We start from the raw sequence: 18,840 nt of genomic DNA, 5'->3' as shown, positions 1-18,840 counted from the left end.
ACATTGCCATGACCTTCATTTCCTATTCCCAGAATTTCGAAGACGTGCTGCTGTGGCGCGCGCTCGGCAAAATTCAGCACGGCTTTTACATCGACGTCGGCGCCAACGACCCGGAACTGCATTCCGTCACCAAGGCGTTTTACGACGCCGGCTGGCATGGCGTCAATGTCGAACCGATGCCGTCGTACCGCCAGCCGTTCGTCGAACAGCGCCCGCGCGACATCAACCTGACTTGCGCGGCCGGCGCCGAACAAGGCGAAATCACGCTGTTCGACGTGCCGTCGATGAATGGCTGGGCCTCGACCGACGCCGCCGTGGCGAAGGAACACCGGGCCGAAGGCTATGACGTCACGGAAGTCAAGGTGCCGATGCGCACCCTGGCCGATATCTGCGCGGAACACGCGCAGGGCGAGATCCACTTCCTGAAAATCGACGTGGAAGGCTTCGAGGGCGAAGTCTTGAAAGGCATGGATTTCCAGCGCTGGCGCCCGTGGGTGCTGGTGATCGAAGCCACGCTGCCGGGCCAGCGCACCACCAACCACGAGACGTGGGAACACCTGGTGCTGCCGCACGGCTACCGCTACGCCTACTTCGACGGCTTGAACCGCTACTACGTGGCGGACGAGCACAGCGAACTGCTGGCCGCGCTCGATATCCAGCCCAACGTCTTCGATGAATTCATCACGCACCACCTCGATAAGGCGTGGGCCAAGGGCAAGGACCTGTCGCGGCAAGTCAAGGAAGGCTGGGAGCGCATCGAGCAGCTCGATGGCTATGCCAACGAATTGTCCGGCAACCTGGACCAGTCGCAGCAAGACAACGCGAAGCTGCACCAGGCGCTGGAATCCGAACAGGCGCACAGCGCGAAAGTCACCGACGAATTGCTGCAAACGCAGGTCAAGCTGCACGCGCTGGAAGCCCGCGCGGAAGCGCTGCAAGCGACGCTGAACAGCACCGATGCGTGGGGCAAGGACCTGGAACAGCGCCTGCTGGCCGTCTATGCCAGCACGTCGTGGCGCATCACCGCGCCGATGCGCTTCATCATGCGGCGCGGCGACAACAGCCCCGCCAACCTGGTCAAACGCAAGGCCAAGGGCGCGCTGCGGCGCGGCCTGAAATGGCTGACGTCGCGCGAAAGCCTGCGCCGCGCCACGTTGCCGATCATTGCCAGGTCGCCCTGGCTGCAACAGAAGGTCGCCGCCACGCTGGCTGCCGCCAAGAGCGCCACCGCGCCGGATGCGCAAACCGCGCCGGACGTGCCGGAATTGCTGCGCGCCCTGCCCCAGTCGGCACGCACGGTGCTGGCCGACTTGCAGCGCGCCTTTGAACAACAAGCGAAACACTGAACATGCGCATCGTCATCGATTTACAGGGCTGCCAGCTGGATGCGGCCCCCGCCTCTTCCCCGGCGCTGGCGCTGGTCAAAGCCCTGGCCGCCCGCTGTGTACAGGAGGGCCATACTACCATCGCCGCCCTGCACGGCAGCCATACGGACAGCATCGATACGCTGCGCGCGGAACTGGCGCAAGTGCTGCCGCCTGCGCGCATCCTGACGTACACCGCGCCGCGCGGCGCCACCGGCAACTGGCAACGCCATACCGCGCGCGAAGTGCGCAAGGGCTTTTTCGCGTCGCTCGGCGCGGACGTTGTCGTGCAAGCGCTGCGCCTGGATGGCGCCTATGCCGATGCGGAACTCGATACGATTCCCGGTGTACTCAACGCCGCGTGGCTGTACAGCGGCGCACGCACGCTGCGCCACGCACAACAGTTGCAAGCCGTGCTGGCCTCGGCGCAACTGGTACTGGCAGGCGACGATGCGGTGCAGGCGCCGCTGAAGGCGCTGGGCGCCAACGCGGTGGCCGCCGCGCCGGATGACACGGGCGCCGCCGCGCTGCTTGCGGCGCTGGCGGATATTCCCGCACCGGCGCCAGCGGCATCCGCCGCCCGCCCCCGCCTCGCCTACATTTCCCCGCTGCCGCCGGAACACTCCGGCATTGCCGATTACAGCGCGGAAGTACTGGCGGAAATCGAACAGCACTACCAGATCGAACTGATCGCGACGCCTGGTGCGACGCCGGACGCCGCGTTGCAGCGCTTCCCCATCCGCAGCGCCGCATGGTTCGACGACCATGCAGCCGAATTCGACCGCATCGTCTACCATTTCGGTAATTCGAACATGCACAAGCACATGTTCGGCTTGCTGAAACGCCATCCCGGCGTGGTGGTGCTGCACGATTTTTATCTGTCCGGTGTGCTCGACAACATGGAACGCGACGGCGACCAGGCCAACGCCTTCATGGATGCGCTGTATGCGTCGCACGGCCACAGCGGCCTGCACTACCACAGCCAGCATGGCCGCAATCCATCGATCTGGGAATTCCCGTGCAATAAGGACGTGCTGGACCATGCGGCCGGCGTCATCGTGCACAGCGAGTTTTCCAAACGGCTGGCGGAAAAATGGTACGGACCGGGCGCCGCGGACGGCTGGCGTACGTTGCCGCTGCTGCGCGGCCAGGGCGCCGATAACGATCCGGTGCAAGCGCGTCGCGCCGCCCGCCAGGCGCTGGGCATCGCCGACGATGAATACATCGTCAGCACCTTCGGCATGCTGGGCAGCATCAAGCTGAACGACCGCCTGCTGGAAGCCTTCCTGGCCTCCCGCCTGGCGCAGGACAGGAAGTGCCGCCTGGTCTTCGTGGGCGCCAACGATCCCGGCCCGTATGGCCTGGCGCTGCAGCAACGCATCGCCGACAGCGGCCTCGGTCAGCGTATCCGCATCACGGGCTTTGCCTCGGCCACCGATTACGCGCACTGGCTGGCGGCCAGCGACACGTCGGTGCAGTTGCGCACGAAAACGCGGGGCGAAAGTTCCGCTTCCGCGCTCGACTGCCTGCTGCATGGCGTGCCGACCATCATCAATGCGCACGGCGCGTCGGCCGACTTGCCGGACCATGTGCTGGTCAAGCTGGCCGACGAATTCACCACCAGCGATATGGTGCAGGCGCTGGAAACGCTGCATGGCGACAGCGCGCGCCGCGCGCAACTGTCGCAGGCGGCGCGCGCCTTCGTGCGCGCCGAGCACAGCCCGGCCCACGTCGGCCGCCTGTACGTGGAAGCCATCGAACACTTCGCGCAGCACAGCCAGGCCGCCAGCTATGGCCGCATGGTGACGGCGCTGGCGCGTCCCGACGCGCCGCGCCCGCCGTCGCAGGCGGCGCTGCTGGACCTGGCCGCCGCCATCGCGCACAACCGCGCGCAGGCGGGCCAGGGCCGCCGCCAGTTGCTGGTCGATATCTCCGCGCTGGTGCAGGCCGACTTCAAGACCGGCATCCAGCGCGTGGTGCGCAGCATCGTGCTGGCGCTGCTGAAAAACCCGCCGCCCGGCTACCGCGTGGAACCCGTCTACAGCCAAGGCTTGATGCGTCCCTACCGCTACGCGCGCCGCTTCACGTCCAGCATGCTGGGCGGCCAGTTCGCGCCGCAAGCCGCCGAATACGGCAAGACGCTGGAAGATGCGCCGGTCGACACGGGCGCGGGCGACATGTTCCTGGGGCTGGACCTGGCGGCCAACTCCAACATGCAAAACGAAGCGCTGTTGCTGGACATGCGCCGCCGCGGCGTCGCGATCTGGTTCGTCGTGTATGACTTGCTGCCGCTGCTGCGCCCCGACTGCTTCACGTACGGCACCGACAAGCACTATGGCGATTACATCAAGAGCATGACCACGGTGGTGGACGGCATCGCGTCGATTTCGCGCGCCGTTTCCGACGAAGTGGCCGAATGGCTGGCCACGCACCCGAACCGCCGCGTCACGCCGGTGCAGCTGGGCTACTTCCACCTGGGCGCCGACATCGACGCCAGCGCGCCGTCCACCGGCTTGCCGCCCAACGCGGAACGCGTGATGCAGGCCGTGCAATCGGCCCCTACCTTGCTGATGGTTGGCACGCTCGAGCCCCGTAAAGGCCAGGGCCAGGCGCTGGCCGCCTTTGAATTGCTGTGGCAACAGGGCGTCGATGTCAACCTCGTCATCGTCGGCAAGAATGGCTGGATGGTCGAGCAACTGGTCAAGCGCCTGGAAAACCACCCGCAGCGGGAAAACAAGCTGTTCTGGTTGCCGGGCGTATCCGATGAAATGCTGGTGAAGCTCTATGGATCTTGCGCCGCGCTGCTGGCCCCGTCCGAAGGCGAAGGCTTTGGCTTGCCGCTGATCGAGGCGGCGCAAAAGAAGCTGCCGATCATCGCGCGCGGCATCCCCGTGTTCCGCGAAGTGGCGGGCGAGCATGCCTATTACTTCGACGGAAAGGAACCGCAAGACCTGGCCGGCGCCATTGTGCAATGGCTGGAACTGCACCGAGCGGGCAAGGCGCCGCCATCGTCGGCCATGCCATGGCTGACGTGGGAGCAAAGCGCGCAGCAATTGATGGACGTGACGGTGCACGGCAACCACCATGGCAAGTTCGAAGCGGGCGAAGTCGCGCCGCAATTGCTGGTCGACGTGTCGGCCGTGGCGCGCGACGATTTGAAGACCGGCATCCAGCGCGTGGTGCGCGCCCAGCTGTCCGAACTGCTGCGCACGCCGACCACGGCCTACCACGTGTTCCCGGTCTACCTGACCGATGAAGGCGGCCACTGGCATTACCGCTATGCGCGCCGCTACATCCACCAGATGCTGGGCACCGACAGCCACGGCGTGATCGATGAAGAAGTCAAGGTTGCCGCCGGCGACGTGTTCTACAGCCCGGACTTCTTCCCGCGCGCCGTGATCGAAGCGGCCCGCAACGGCCTGTATGAACGCTGGCGTTCCCAGGGCGTGCGCGTGCATTTCCTGATCCATGACATCCTGCCCGTGTTGCGCCCGGAATTCTTCCCGCCGCGCACCGACAGCGAATTCGGCCAGTGGCTGTCGGCCGTCAGCGCCAATGCCGACCGCCTGATCTGCATCAGCGATGCGGTGGCCGATGAAACGCGCAACTGGCTGCAACAGGCCGCGCCGCAAGCGACCGTGCCGCCGATGGCGGTAGTGCACCATGGCGCCGACATTGCCGCATCCACACCGTCCAAAGGCTTGCCGGACGACGCCGGCGCCGTGCTGGCCGACCTGGCTTCCGCCCCATCGTTCCTGATGGTGGGCACCATCGAGCCGCGCAAGGGCCATTTGCAGGCGCTCGATGCGTTCGAGCAACTGTGGGCGGGCGGTTCCGACGTGCGCCTGGTGATCGTTGGCGGCGAAGGCTGGAAAGGCTTGCCGGACGGGCAACGCCGCACCATCCCGTCCATCATCGGCCGGCTGTCGAACCACCCCGAACTGGGCAAGCGCCTGCACTGGCTGCGCGGCATCAGCGACGAATACCTGGACCAGGTCTATGGCGCGTCGGCCTGCCTGCTGGTGCCAAGCGAAGGCGAAGGCTTTGGCTTGCCGCTGATCGAGGCGGCGCGCCACGGCTTGCCGCTGATCGCGCGCGACATTCCCGTATTCCGCGAAGTGGCGCGCGACCATGCGCTGTACTTCAGCGGCAAGGATGGCGCGCAACTGGCGGCGGCGGTGCAAGAATGGCTGCAACTGAACGAAGCGGGCCAGGTGGCCGCCAGCACCGGCATGCCGTGGCAAACCTGGGCGCAAAATGTGGCTGTATTGACGGAAACGCTGTTTCCCAAGGCGGCCTGAACAACACAACTGACTTATGTCCGACACCTACACTCAACTGACGATGCCGCAGCCGATGCAGCCATCAATGCAGCAAAAGCGCGGCGCCCGCCGCGCCGGCGAGCCGCCGCTGGTGGTCGACCTGGACGGCACGCTGATCTACAGCGACATGCTGTGGGAATCGCTGCTGCTGTTCCTGCGCGTGCACTTCTGGCAAGCGTGGCGCCTGCCGCTCTGGCTATTGCTGGGCAAGGCCGGCTTCAAGGCCCGCATTGCCGCCATGGTGCAGCCGCATCCGGCCCACCTGCCGTACGACCGCGAATTGCTGGCCGATATTTCCGCGCAATACAGTGACGGGCGCCGCATCGTGCTGGCCACCGGCAGCCAGCGCGCGCTGGCCGAAGGCATCGCCGCCCACCTGCAAGTGTTCGACGAAGTGCACGCCACCGATGGCGCCATCAACCTCACGTCGAGCAACAAGGCCGGCGCGCTGGTCGAGCGCTACGGTGCGCGCGGTTACGATTACATCGGCAATTCGCACGTCGACATTCCCGTCTGGGATGCGGCGCGCCACGCGTATTCCGTCACCAGCCGTCCCTTCACCTTGGCCGACGGCCGTAGCACCGAACGCGTGGGTGCACAGCGCAGCGGACCGCTGATGGCGCTGTTCAAGGCCATGCGTCCGCGCCAGTGGCTGAAAAACCTGCTGGTGTTCCTGCCGATGCTGGGCGCGCACGCGCTCAACCTGGATACGACAGTGCAATCGATGGTGGCGTTTATCGCGTTTTCGCTGTGCGCGTCGAGCGCCTATCTGCTCAACGATGCGCTCGATGCGCAGGACGACCGCCAGCACCCGGTGAAGCGCAAGCGCCCGATCGCATCCGGCAAACTGCCGCTGCCGCTGGCCATGGCGGCCAGTCCGCTGCTGGCGCTGGGCGCCATCGCGCTGTGCGTCGCCTACGATCCGGTATTGCTGGCCGTGGTGCTGGTGTACTTTGCCAGCACGCTGGCGTATTCGTTTTACCTGAAGCGCATCATGATGGTCGACATCGTGGCGCTGTCGCTGCTGTACACCATCCGCGTACTGGGCGGCAGCGCCGCCACCGGCATCACGCCGTCGTTCTGGCTGCTGGCGTTCTCGTTCTTTATTTTCCTCAGCCTGGCGCTGCTGAAGCGCTACAGCGAACTGTATAACCTGAAGCGGCGCGGCAAGGAAAAAACCAGCGGCCGTGGCTACACCATCGAAGACAAGGCGCCGATCGCCATGATGGGCATTAACGCCGGCTTTTTGTCGGTGGTGATCTTCATGCTGTACTTCAATTCGAACGACGTGCTGGCGCGCTACCACACGCCGCCACTGTTGCTGGGCATCGTGCCGCTGCTGGTATTCTGGCTGGGGCGCCTGTGGACGTTGGCCTTCCGGGGCCAGGTCAACGAAGATCCGGTGCTGTACGTCAGCAAAGACCCGGTCAGCCTGGCCACCATCGGCTTGTCGGCATTGTTGCTGGTGGCCGCAACTTATTAAAAATGAACATGAGCCCTTCTGTCATCGGTTTCCTGTGGTGCGCCGGCGCCGCGCTGGCCAGCGCCCTGTCCACCTACCTGATCAAACTGTCCGGCCAGGCCGGCACGGACTGGAACTTTGCCCGCCTGGCCTGGCTGGGCAGCGCCTGCGCCAGCTATGGCCTGGGCTTCATCTGCTATTCGATCGCGCTGCAACGGCTGCAAATCAGCCTGGCCTATCCCGTCATGACCGCCATCACGCTGGCGCTGGTGACCCTGACCGGCTATGCGGCGCTGCAGGAACCGATGTCGGCCGCCAAGCTGGCCGGCATCGCGCTGGTGGGCGCCGGCGCGTTCCTGCTGGCGCGTTGAACGGGGACCGGGATTGACTACGTTGCCTCCGGCCGTCGCGCCACGTTCGCTGGTTCAACAACGTTCCGGCTGGCGCATGCTGGTGCTGGTGCTGGTGCTGGCCATCGCGCTGCTGGCGTTGATGGCCGTCCGCAAAGGCCGGCTGATGGGCGACTCCGCCGAATACCTGCTGATGACCGCCGCCATGGCGTCGCACGGCAGTGTCGATATCCGCAAGACCGATATCGCCCAGGTGCGCGGCTTGATGGAACCCCATATGAAGGTGCATCTCGACGCGCTGGAAAAGGGCTTGAACGATTCCGCCGTGACCGTGCCATTGCCGGGCTTTTACCGTGGCCTGGACGGCAAGGTGTACGCGATCCACTTTTCCGCGTATTCCGTGCTGGCGGCAGCCCCTTACAAATTATTCCAGCTGACCCGCATCAATCCCGTCAAGTGCTACCAGGTCGTCAACCTGGCGCTGGTGTTCGTGCTGGGGCTGGCGCTGATGCGGCTGTTCGACAGCGCCCCGCGCGCACTGGCCGGCGTGGCGCTGTACATGCTGAGCGGCGGCCTGCTGTACTGGAACTGGAGCAGCCCCGAATGCATGAGCGCTGCGGCACTGCTGGCCGGCTTTGCCTGGTATTGCAGCGGCGCGCCGGTCCGCGCCGGCCTGATGGTCGGGCTGGCGTCGCTGCAAAACCCTAGCATCGTCCTGACCCTGGGCGCGCTGCCTGCACTGGCCTGGTGTTTGCAGCCCGGGATGCCGCTACGCGACGGCATCAAAGCCGCGCTGCGCCCGCGCCCGCTGGCGGGCCTGCTGCTGGGCGGCGTCCTGTTTGCCGTGCCGCTGGCGTATAACCAGCACACGTTTGGCGTCACCAGCATCATTGCGAAAATCGGCACCAGCAAGGAATTGATCGGGCCCGGACGCCTGCATTCGCTGTTCCTTGACCTCAACCAGGGCATGATCATCGCCATCCCGGCCGTGGCGGCCATGCTGCTGTTGTGGGGCTGGCGCGGCATGGAGCGTGCGCAGCGCAACCGCCGCGCGCTGGCGCTGCTGCTGTGCTGCGCGCTGGCCGTCGCGTACTCGGTGCCGGCGATGATGGTGCAGAACTGGAATTCCGGCGCGGCAGGGGTCATGCGCTACGCGTTCTGGTGCGCCATGCCCTTCCTGTTCCTGCTGCTGTGGCGCCTGCGCCAGGCCGCGCGCTGGCCGCGCGCACTGCTGGCGGGGGTACTGCTGGTGCAGGCGGCCGCCATGCAGGCGGCGTCCGGTTACAGCGAAACCGAATTCGGCCCCATCGCATCGTTCGTCATGCGCCATGCGCCGTCGCTGTACAACCCGGAGCCTGAAATCTTTGCGGAACGCGCCAGCGGCAGGGAAGATTACAACGTCGATGCGGCGCGGGCGTATGCCTACCGTGTCAATGGCATCGTCATGAAAGCCATGTATCACGCCAGCCTGCCGGACGTCGCGACAGCGCTGTGCGGCAAAGGCCAGTCCACCTCGGGCGGCAAGCAGGGCCGGCGCAGCAAGGGCGTGTGGATTTACCTGAATGGGCCGATCCGCTGCGTGGCGCCGGTCAACGTCACGCCCGACCGTTTCACCAGCGCCACCACGGTCATCCAGGGCCAGGGCTGGAGCGTGCTGGAACAGCCTCCCGGCAAGCCGGCCGGCATGTGGAGCCAGGGCGACGTTTCGCAACTGCAGATCGCCTATGCGCAGCCAGGCGCCTATACGCAACTGGTGATCCGGGGCGGCTATTTTGACGGCAACAAGCGCACCCGCGTCATCATCAATGGCACGGACACGGGATGGCATGACTTGCAGGCGGGTACGCCGGTCGGCATCCCCAACGCCGCCACCACCAGCACGCTGCAAGTGGAATTGCGCCATGAATCGCCGCGCAGCCCGGGCCCGAAAGATGGCCGCAAGCTTGCGCTGTTCCTGCTGCAGGCCGGGGTGCAGTAAGCCGCGCCCCTGCACAGCGCCTGAAACGACTCAACACGAACGGAAATCCCTTTGAGCTCCCTGTCCCCGTCCATTCGCCTGCAAGTACCCGCGCTGTCCGGCGCGCGCTGCCTGATGCTGGCCGTGCTGCTGGCCATCCTGGCCCTGCTGGCGGACCAGCGGGCGGCCTTGACGGGCGACTTCGCGGAATACCTGCAAATGACGGTATCGGCCGCATCGCATGGCGGCACCGACGTGCGCGCCGACGATATCGCCGCCATGCGGGGCTTGCTGCCGGCGGACTTGCACGGACAGTTGGACAAGCTCGACGCTTACCGGCGCGACCCCGTCAACACGCCGATGGTGCCCGGCTTTTACCCCGGCCTGGACGGCAAAATCCATGCGATCCACTTCCCCGCCTACTCCTTGCTGGCAGCGGTACCGTTCAAGCTGTTCCAGTGGACCGGCATCACGCCGCTGCTGTGCTACCAGGCTGCCAACCTCGCCATGCTGCCGGTGCTGGCGCTGGCGCTGCTGCACCTGTTCGCCGGCGCGCCGGCCGGCGCGGCTGCCGTGGCACGCGATGACCGCCGCGCGGCGCTGCGCGCGGGCGCCGGCGTGGTGTTGTTCATGCTGTGCGGCGGCTGGCTGTACTGGAGCTGGAGCGGCCCGGAATTCGTCAGCGCGGCCGCCCTGCTGGCGGGCCTGGCGTGGTATTGCAGCGGCGCCCCGTTGCGCGGCGGCGCCCTGGTGGGCCTGGCGGCCATGCAAAACCCCAGCATCATCATCACGCTGGGCGCGCTGCCAGTGCTGGCCTGGTGTTTGCAACCGGGCGTGAGCCTGCGCCAGGGTGTGCTGGACACGCTGCGCCCCCGCCCGCTGGCCGGCCTGCTGCTGGGCGGCGCGCTGGCGGCGATACCGGTGCTGTTCAACCTGCACGTCTTCGGCAAACCCAGCATCATCGCCACCATCAGCACGGCCAGAGACATGATGAGCGTGGGCCGCCTGCATTCGCTGTTTTTCGATTTCAACCAGGGCATGATCATGGCGATTCCCGCAGTCGCCGCCATGCTGCTGTTGTCGGGCTGGCGCGGCGTGCCGCTGCAGGAACGCCGCCGCCGCGCGCTGGCGCTGTTGCTGTGCATCGCGCTGGCCATTGCTTACGCGATTCCTGCGCTGACGGTGCATAACTGGAATTCCGGCGCGGCCGGCGTCATGCGCTACGCCTACTGGAGCGCCATGCCCTTCGTGTTCCTGCTGCTGTGGCGCCTGCGCGGCGCGGCGCGCTGGCCGTACGTGCTGCTGGCCGGCGTCTTCGCATTGCAAGCTGCCGCCATGTCGGCGGGCACCACGTACAGCGCGGTGGAATTGAGTCCGACAGCGAAATTCGTGTTGCAGCGGATGCCGAAGCTGTACAACCCGGAACCCGAAATTTTCGCCGAACGCGTGTCCGGCCGTGACGACTTCCTCCCCGGCAGCATGCAAGTCTACGTGCTGCGCGACGGTAACGACATCTGGAAAGCGCTGTACCACCGCGCCGTTCCCGACGCGGCGCGCAAGCTGTGCGGCGCCAGTGAAACGCTGAGCGGCAGCGGCGTGACGCGGCGCCGCGGCGACTGGATATACCTGGACGGCCCGGTGCGCTGCATCACCCCCGCCACGTTCTCGCCGGACCGGTTTTCCGCCGGACCGTTTGTTTCTGCGGGCAGCGGCTGGAGCGTGCTGGAACAATCGCCGGGCAAACCGGGCGGCAGGTGGAGCGACGGGGACGTCTCGCGCCTGACGGTGGCCTATGGGCAGCCCGGCATGCATGCGCGGATTGCTTTCCGTGGCCGCTATTTCACCGGCAACCGCCGCACCCGTGTCGTGATCAACGGGGTCGACATGGGCAAATTTGACTTGCAGGCCGGCGAATCGGCGCCCATTCCCAAGGCCGCGACAACCAGCGGCCTGCAGATTGAATTGCATCATGAAGCGCCGCACAGTCCCGGTCCGCAGGATGGGCGTCAACTCGCGTTCTACCTGGAGCAGGTGAGCCTGCAATGACGGCGGCGCCGTCCTCCTTGCGCAACTTTGCGCTGGCCCTGCTGCTGGCGCTGGCCGCGGTATTTGCCGCGGTACCGCCCAACCATTCCGGCGACGCGGTCGAGTACACGCTGCAAACCGTCGCGCTGGGCACGCACCACACGCCGGACTTACGCCACAGCGACCTGGAACTGGGCGCCGCACTGGCGCCCGGCTTTGCCGCCAGCTACCGCCAACTGGGCGACGCCATGCGCGCCGGCCAAGCCAACGCCTACTCCACGTTCGCCCACGCCGCCGATGGCAATGTCTATGGCGTGCATTTCTTTACCTATGCGGCGCTGGCCAGCGTCCCGTTCCGCGTCTTGCGGCTGGCGGGCCTGGATCCCTTCAAATGCTTCCAGGCGGTCAACCTGGCGTCAATCTTCGTGCTGGGCCTGTGCCTGCACCAGCTGCTGGGCGGCGCGCGCAAGGCGCTGTTCGGGCTGGCGCTGTTCCTTGCCTGCGGCGGCATCCTGTATTGGAACTGGAGCAGCCCGGAATGCTTCAGCGCGGCCGCGCTGCTGTCGGCCATGTGCCTGTATGCGCGCGGCGCGCCGCTGCGCGCCTGCCTGCTGGCGGGGCTGGCGTCCCAGCAAAACCCCAGCATCGTGTTTTTCTTTGCCTGTGCGCCGCTGCTGCAATGGTGCGCCATGCCATGCACCGGCGGCCGGCCTGGCGTCCTGCGCATACTGCGGCAATTGTTCGGCCCACGGCAACTGGCGGGCCTGGCGCTGGGCGTGACACTGCTGGCCATGCCGCCGCTGTTCAACCTGGCCTGGTTCGGCGTGCCCAGCATCATCGCGCAGAATTTTTCAAACCCTGGCCTGATCGGCGCGCAGCGGCTGCATTCGTTTTTCCTGGACTTGAACCAGGGCTTGCTGGTGGCCATTCCCGCGCTGGCGGGTGGCTTGCTGTGGTGGGCCGCGCGCGACATGGCCGGACCGCCCTCTTCCCGCCGCCCGCTGGCCATGACGGCGCTGAGCGCCGCGCTGACGTTCGCGCTGGCCGTGCCGGCGCTGTCGGTCACGAACTGGAATTCCGGCGCGGCCGGCATGATGCGTTATGGTTTCTGGGCAGCGATGCCGCTGGCCTTCGCCTTGCTGTGGCGATTGCACGCCGTGCCACGCTGGCCGCTGCCTGCCTGTGCGCTGCTGCTGGCGCTCCAGGCCGGCGGCATGGCGCACGCCATGCAATACAGTTACAAGGAATTCAGTCCGCTGGCGCAATGGGTGCTGCGCCATGCGCCGCAGTGGTACCACCCCGATCCGGAAATCTTTATCGAACGGCTGCACCATGTGGACGGCGCCACCGATCCGGCCGCCATCTATGTTTACCGGCGCGATGGCCAGCCCGCACTGACCTTGTATCACCGGGGACGGCGCGGCATCGATAGCGCATTGTGCGGCCCGGGCCGTGAACTGGCGCCAGGCAACCGCATCAAGGAATCATTGAACCCATGGCGCTATATCGATGGCCCGGTGCAATGCCGCGATGGCGATCCTAACCAGCTGTACCTTGGACTCAGCCAGTTCCAGCTGCAACCGGATGTGCTGGCGGCAGGATGGAGCAAGCCGGAAGCAGGCGCCGGCGGCTGGGATGGCGTGTGGTCGGATGGCGCGGTATCGCAATTGCGCATCCCGGTCCCTGCGTTGCCTGGCAAACGCTGGCTGGCCATCAATGGCCGTTACCTCGATGGCAACCGCCGCACCCGCGTCAAGCTGGATGGCAAGGATATGGGCTGGATCGCGCTGGACCGGTATGACGCGCTGGCGCTGCCGGACGACAAGGCGCCCGGCACGCAATTGCTGGTGGAGCTGGTGCATGAAGCGCCACACCAGCCGGCGCCGCAAGATACGCGCAAGCTGGCGTTCTTCATGCACGACGTCAGCGTGCGGCAGGTGCAGTAATCGGCCATAAAAAAACGCGCCCAGATCACTCTGCGACGCGTTTTTTTCTTAGCCAATGGTGTCAGGCGCCATTCATTAAATCTTGCGCAAACCACCCAGCAATGCCGCCAGCTGGCGCTTCGGCTTGGTCGGCGCCAGCGGCTGCGCGGACTGCGCCGGTGTGCTGCTCTTGCTTGGCTCGTAGGGCTTGAGGAACCACGGATCGACTTTTTCGCGGCGCACCGGACCGGATGGGCGGCGGTCGGCCGAGCGCTGTTCACCACGCTCGCCGCGCGCTTCGAATTCGCGGCGCGGACCGGCGCCGGCGCCGGCGCTGGTGGCACGGCGCTCGCCGTGACGGTCATCGCGGCCCACGCGGGACGACGGAGGCGCAAAGCCGGCCAGGTCACCACGCGGAATGGTTTGCTTGATCAGCTTTTCAATGTCAACCAGCAGGCGCTCGTCCTTGTCCGAATAAATCGAGATCGCATCGCCCGATGCGCCGGCGCGGCCGGTACGGCCGATACGGTGCACGTAGTCTTCCGCGTTGTACGGCAAGTCGTAGTTGATCACGCACGGCAAATCGGAAATGTCGAGGCCGCGCGCCGCCACGTCGGTGGCCACCAGGATGTCGATCTCGCCTTTCTTGAAGGCTTCCAGCGCGGCCATGCGTTCCTGCTGCGTCTTGTCGCCGTGGATGGCGGACGCTTTCATGCCTTCCTGCTCCAGGCTGCGCGCCAGGCGCGACGCGCCGATCTTGGTGTTCGAGAACACGATCACCTGTTTCAATTCACGCTGGCGCAGCAGGTGCGCAACCAGGTCGCGCTTGTAATCTTCCTGCACCTTGTAGACCACCTGCGTCACGCGGTCGGCCGTGGCATTGCTGCGCGCGACTTCGATCGTGACCGGGTCGGTCAGGAAGCTGTTGGCCAGCTTCTTGATCTCCGGCGAGAACGTGGCCGAGAACATCAGGTTCTGGCGCTGTTTCGGCAACAGGTTGATGATGCGCTGCAGGTCGGGCAGGAAGCCCATGTCCAGCATACGGTCCGCTTCGTCCATCACCAGCATCTGCACTTGCGCCAGGCTGATGTTCTTTTGCTCGACGTGATCCAGCAAGCGGCCCGGCGTGGCAATCACGATTTCCACGCCGCGGCGCAGCGTTTCCGTTTGCGGTTTCATGTCCATGCCGCCAAACACCACGCATGCGCGCAGCGGCGTGAACTGGCTGTAGGCCTGCACGTTTTCCGCCACCTGTACCGCCAGTTCGCGGGTCGGTGTCAGAATCAGCGCGCGCACCGGGTGGCGCGCAGGCGACATGCTGCTGTTCGCGTGGGCCAGCAGCAGTTGGATGATCGGCAGCGAGAAGCCGGCGGTCTTGCCGGTACCGGTCTGCGCGGCGCCCATCACGTCGCGGCCTTTCAGCACGACCGGGATCGCTTGCGCCTGGATCGGCGTCGGATGCACGTAACCCTGCGCCGTCAGCGCGCGCTGGATATCGGACGACAGGCCGAAGTCGGAAAAGCGCACTTGCGCCGGCGCGGCGGCGGGAACGTCGGCGGGAGCGGCAGGCGCCGCAACGACCGGCGCAGCGGCGGCAGACGCTACGGCCACAGCCGCGACAGTCTCCGCTGGCGCAGCAACGGCAACCGGGGCTTCCGCCACGGGAGCGGGCGGCGGCGCAGCCGGCGGCGCGGCAGCGGGCGCAGCGTTATCAGGCTGCGCCTCGACAGCCACAGCGGCCAGGGTGTCACCCGGCTGGGTATTGTCCGGCAGTGGCGCAGTTTCTGGCGCCGGTGCGGTAACAGGTGCAGGTACGGCGGAAGTATTCTGGAGTTCGGACATAAAATTATTCACAATGTTTCCGTGCGGGATACTATCATCCTGGACTCACCGTTCCCTGGGCAGGCATCGCCGGGGGCCGGGAAATGGCGGGAGGTGGGCTACTTAAATGCAGGCTCTCAGCGGGAGCGCCCGCGCGGAAGGACACAAATTCAGCGGCCTACACGATACCCTAAATTCCGGCAACTGTACACGAGAACAGCATTTTTTCCAGAGAAAGTATTGCTCAACGTATAATAACAGGGATGGCAAACTTATATTTTTCACCGCTGCTGCGGCGCTGCGCCCTGCTGTTCGCCCTGTCCCTGACCCTGCCGCTGACGAACGCCATTGCGTCAGCCCCGGCCACCACGGCCGGCAGTTCGACCGCCGATGCGCCATCGCTGCGCTTCCGCAAGCTGGGTCCGCTGGGCAATGATGAACCGTCGATGCTGGCACTCTTGCAAGACAAGCAAGGTTTCATCTGGATCGGCACGCACAGCAACGGGTTGTACCGCTATAACGGCTACCAGGCCGTCAAATTCGCGCACCAGCAGGAAAAGCCGGGCACGTTGCCGCACGACCGTGTGGCGGCGCTGTTCCAGGATGCCCAGGGCCGGCTGTGGGCCGGCACGTCGAACGGCCTGGCCCGTTACACCCCGGAAAGCAACGACTTCACCCCCTTCCTGCCGGAAGACGGACCGCCGAACAAGGGCATCGTCAAGAATATCGTCGCGGACGGCAAAGGCGGCATGTGGGTCGGCACGTGGGGCGGCTTGCAACACTTCGATCCGGCCACCGGCAAATTCACCGCCACCCATGAGCACAACCCGCAAGACGCGGGCAGCCTGGCCAGCAATGACTTGAATGCGCTGGCCGTTGACAGCGCGGGCGGCGTCTGGGCCGGCACCTGGCCCGGCGGCCTCGATTACCTGGCGCCCGGCGCCGGCAGCTTCCGCCATTACCGGCTGGACCGCGCCGACAAGCCGGATACCCGCCTCAACATCGTGCGCGCACTGCAATTCGACAGCCGGCACCGCCTGTGGATCGGCACCGAGGCCGGCGTGGTGGTGTGGGATACGCGCCAGCCATGGGAACAGCGCCAGCTGGCCGCATCGCCCGCCAGCCGGGTCACCAGCTTTTATATCGACCGCGACGGTGTGCTGTGGGCCACCACTCTGTCGGCCGGGCTGCTACGCTGGAATGAAGGCGCGCAACGCTTCGACCAGTACCAGTACCAGCCCGGCGACCCGCATTCGCTGCCCGGCAATAACTTGCGCGCCATGATGCAAGACCGCGGCGGCATGCTGTGGGTGGCGTCGTTCACGGATGGCGTCAGCCTGGCCAACCTGAACACGGCGGGCTTCCGCCGCCACGTGCCGCACCGCCTCGACAACCGCGACCAGGCCGCATCCAACGCGCTGGTCAGCCTGGCCGCCGCGCCGGGCGGCAAGGTTTGGCTGGGCGGCAATCTCGGCCTCAGCCTGTATGACCCGGCCACCGGCGCGATACTGCAACGGTGGCAGGGCGAGCCGGGCAAAGCCGGCAAGCTCAGCAACAGCATCGTCTACAGCCTGTACCAGGAAGATGGCGACGGACCGCTGTGGGTGGGCACGCCGACCGGCTTGAACCGCCTCGGCAAGGCTGGCGTGCAAGTGATCCGCTTCGGCAATACCGCCAGCGATTACATCAATGCCATCACGCCCGGCAAGCACGGCGTACTGTGGCTGGGCACCGGCAACAGCCTGGTGCGCTACGACACGCGCAGCGGCCAGCACCGCCTGTACTTCAATGACCCGGCAGATCCGCACAGCCGCGCCGTCAATGGCACATCGGCCGTACTGGAAGACCGCAGCGGCCGGGTGTGGGCAGGTTCCGAGTGGAATGGCGGCGGCCTCGACATGCTCGATCCCGCCACCGGCCGCTTCCGGCATTTCCGCCACGTGGCAGGCGACGCCGCCTCGCTGCTGGACGACAATGTCTCCAGCCTGCACGAAGATGCGCAGGGTGCGCTGTGGGTCGGCACGGCGAAAGGCTTGAACCAGCTGGTCGCCAGCGGCGGCAACATCACGATCCGCTCATGGGCGCAGGCGGTCAACGGCGCCAAAGTCCTGGCGCTGCGCAGCGACCGCGCGGGCCATATCTGGGCCAGCACCATCGCCGGCTTGTACCGCCTCGATCCCGCCAGCGGCAAGGCCATGCTGTACACGCCCTCCGACGGCCTGACCGATGGCTACACCATCAACTCCGTCGCCAGCGCGCCGGACGGCACGCTGTATTTCGGCGGCGTGCATGGCATGACGGCCGTGAATCCGGACGCCGTGCGCAGCACGTCGGTGGCGCCGCAAGTGGCGATCACGGACGTGACCGTGTTCAACCGTTCGCTGGGCGACAGTGCGCGCGATGAAGGCATCCGGCTGGAAGGCCCGCTGACGGCGCCGCGCGCGCTGACGCTGTCGTCGCAGGCATCCGTGTTTTCCATTGAATTCGCCGCGCTGCATTACACGGAACCGCTGCAAAACCGCTATGCCTACCAGCTGGTGGGATTCGATCCGGACTGGGTTGTCACGGATGCGGCGCACCGCAGCGCCAGCTACACCAACCTCAATCCCGGCACCTATACGTTCCGCGTGCGCGCCGCCAACCACCGGGGCGTGTGGAGCACGGAACCGGCCACGCTGTCGATCACGATCACGCCGCCGTTCTGGCAGCGCTGGTGGTTCCGCCTGGGCGCCGCCATGCTGGTGCTGGGCGCGCTGGCCTGTGCGCACCGCTGGCGCATCCGCCGCCTGACCCGCCAGCAGGCGATGCTGGAACAACTGGTGGCGGCGCGCACGGCGCAGCTGGAAGAATCGAACCGCAAACTGGAAGCGCTCAGTACCACCGACGGCTTGACGGCCGTGCGCAACCGGCGCGGCTTCGATGCCGCGCTAGCCACCGAATGGCGGCGCGCCGCGCGTACCGGCCAGACCCTGGCGCTGACGATGCTGGACGTCGACCACTTCAAGAAGTACAACGACCTGTATGGCCACCAGGCGGGTGACGCCTGCCTGCGCCGGGTGGCGGAACTGATCACGTCGCACGGACGCCGCACCACCGACCTGGTGGCGCGCTATGGCGGCGAAGAATTTGCGCTGCTGTCGGCCAGCACCAACGCGGCCGATGCGTATGGCACGGCGGCCGCCATTTGCGCGGAATTGCAGCGCCTGGCGCTGCCGCACGACGCGTCGCCGTTCGGTGTCGTTACCATCAGCATCGGCGTGGCCGTGCTGGCGCCGGACGATACCAACAGCCCGGACATGCTGGTGCAACTGGCGGATGAAGCGCTGTACCGGGCAAAACAACGAGGCCGCAACCAGGCGTTGCTGGCAATGAATAAGGCAGAAGCAGCATGACGACTCAAACGACTTCGGCGCCAGTGGACGCCGATCCCCGCCCTGAACCGCCGGAACCACCGCAACCGGGCGATTGCTGCCACAGCGGCTGCACCTATTGCGTGGAAGAGTTATATACCGAAGCGCTGTACAAATACCGGGAAGACCTGGCGGCTTGGCAGGCCAGGCATCCGGATAGGGCCACGGACAACTAACCCGTAGGGCGGTTTGGCGCAGCCAAGC

At 66.2% G+C, this 18,840-nt stretch carries 10 protein-coding genes; 9 read left to right on the top strand and 1 reads right to left on the bottom strand.

The window, feature by feature from the left end:
* Nucleotides 1-8: 8 nt before the first annotated feature.
* From GJ700_RS05165 to GJ700_RS05135, 7 genes are read left to right on the top strand one after another with little or no spacing between them, the layout of a single operon-like run.
* On the top strand, nucleotides 9-1,346 hold the full coding sequence (locus tag GJ700_RS05165; RefSeq protein ID WP_154371608.1) for an FkbM family methyltransferase: 1,338 nt from the start codon (nucleotides 9-11) through the stop codon (nucleotides 1,344-1,346).
* Between the two features lie 2 nt (nucleotides 1,347-1,348).
* Complete coding sequence (locus tag GJ700_RS05160) at nucleotides 1,349-5,665, top strand: glycosyltransferase (protein ID WP_154371607.1); 4,317 nt, start codon at nucleotides 1,349-1,351, stop codon at nucleotides 5,663-5,665.
* A gap of 16 nt (nucleotides 5,666-5,681) precedes the next feature.
* On the top strand, nucleotides 5,682-7,169 hold the full coding sequence (locus GJ700_RS05155) for a UbiA family prenyltransferase (protein WP_154371606.1): 1,488 nt from the start codon (nucleotides 5,682-5,684) through the stop codon (nucleotides 7,167-7,169).
* Nucleotides 7,170-7,177: 8 nt separating this feature from the next.
* Nucleotides 7,178-7,519, top strand: a complete 342-nt coding sequence (locus GJ700_RS05150) for a DMT family transporter (protein ID WP_195763790.1) — start codon at nucleotides 7,178-7,180, stop codon at nucleotides 7,517-7,519.
* A 13-nt stretch (nucleotides 7,520-7,532) separates the two neighbouring features.
* Nucleotides 7,533-9,476, top strand: a complete 1,944-nt coding sequence (locus GJ700_RS05145) for a hypothetical protein (RefSeq protein ID WP_154371604.1) — start codon at nucleotides 7,533-7,535, stop codon at nucleotides 9,474-9,476.
* A 51-nt stretch (nucleotides 9,477-9,527) separates the two neighbouring features.
* Complete coding sequence (locus tag GJ700_RS05140) at nucleotides 9,528-11,501, top strand: hypothetical protein (RefSeq protein ID WP_154371603.1); 1,974 nt, start codon at nucleotides 9,528-9,530, stop codon at nucleotides 11,499-11,501.
* Entirely contained in the window at nucleotides 11,498-13,426 is a 1,929-nt protein-coding gene (locus tag GJ700_RS05135) for a hypothetical protein (protein WP_154371602.1), read from the top strand. Before GJ700_RS05140 ends, GJ700_RS05135 begins: the two co-directional genes overlap by 4 nt.
* A 75-nt stretch (nucleotides 13,427-13,501) precedes the next feature.
* Here GJ700_RS05135 and GJ700_RS05130 read toward each other — a convergent pair whose 3' ends face one another.
* Nucleotides 13,502-14,932 (bottom strand): DEAD/DEAH box helicase, encoded by a 1,431-nt coding sequence (locus GJ700_RS05130; RefSeq protein ID WP_371867858.1) that lies wholly within the window; start codon nucleotides 14,930-14,932, stop codon nucleotides 13,502-13,504.
* Between the two features lie 557 nt (nucleotides 14,933-15,489).
* Here GJ700_RS05130 and GJ700_RS05125 point away from each other — a divergent pair.
* Together GJ700_RS05125 and GJ700_RS05120 are read left to right on the top strand one after the other, a co-directional pair.
* On the top strand, nucleotides 15,490-18,618 hold the full coding sequence (locus GJ700_RS05125) for a diguanylate cyclase domain-containing protein (RefSeq protein WP_154371600.1): 3,129 nt from the start codon (nucleotides 15,490-15,492) through the stop codon (nucleotides 18,616-18,618).
* Nucleotides 18,615-18,812: an oxidoreductase-like domain-containing protein gene (locus GJ700_RS05120; RefSeq protein ID WP_154371599.1), complete on the top strand. Its 198-nt coding sequence runs from the start codon at nucleotides 18,615-18,617 to the stop codon at nucleotides 18,810-18,812. The genes GJ700_RS05125 and GJ700_RS05120 overlap by 4 nt, the downstream gene beginning before the upstream one ends.
* The last annotated feature ends 28 nt before the right edge of the window (nucleotides 18,813-18,840 follow it).

This window comes from Pseudoduganella rivuli, from assembly GCF_009674485.1.
GTDB lineage: Bacteria > Pseudomonadota > Gammaproteobacteria > Burkholderiales > Burkholderiaceae_D > Rugamonas > Rugamonas rivuli_B.
This window is presented reverse-complemented; position numbering and strand designations above follow the sequence as displayed.

Excerpts from the sequence above, each read along its gene's own strand:
- GJ700_RS05165 (WP_154371608.1), top strand. The coding sequence starts at position 9 with ATGACCTTCATTTCCTATTCCCAGAATTTCGAAGACGTGCTGCTGTGG.
- GJ700_RS05160 (WP_154371607.1), top strand. The coding sequence starts at position 1,349 with ATGCGCATCGTCATCGATTTACAGGGCTGCCAGCTGGATGCGGCCCCC.
- GJ700_RS05155 (WP_154371606.1), top strand. The coding sequence starts at position 5,682 with ATGTCCGACACCTACACTCAACTGACGATGCCGCAGCCGATGCAGCCA.
- GJ700_RS05150 (WP_195763790.1), top strand. The coding sequence starts at position 7,178 with ATGAGCCCTTCTGTCATCGGTTTCCTGTGGTGCGCCGGCGCCGCGCTG.
- GJ700_RS05135 (WP_154371602.1), top strand. The coding sequence starts at position 11,498 with ATGACGGCGGCGCCGTCCTCCTTGCGCAACTTTGCGCTGGCCCTGCTG.
- GJ700_RS05125 (WP_154371600.1), top strand. The coding sequence starts at position 15,490 with ATGGCAAACTTATATTTTTCACCGCTGCTGCGGCGCTGCGCCCTGCTG.
- GJ700_RS05120 (WP_154371599.1), top strand. The coding sequence starts at position 18,615 with ATGACGACTCAAACGACTTCGGCGCCAGTGGACGCCGATCCCCGCCCT.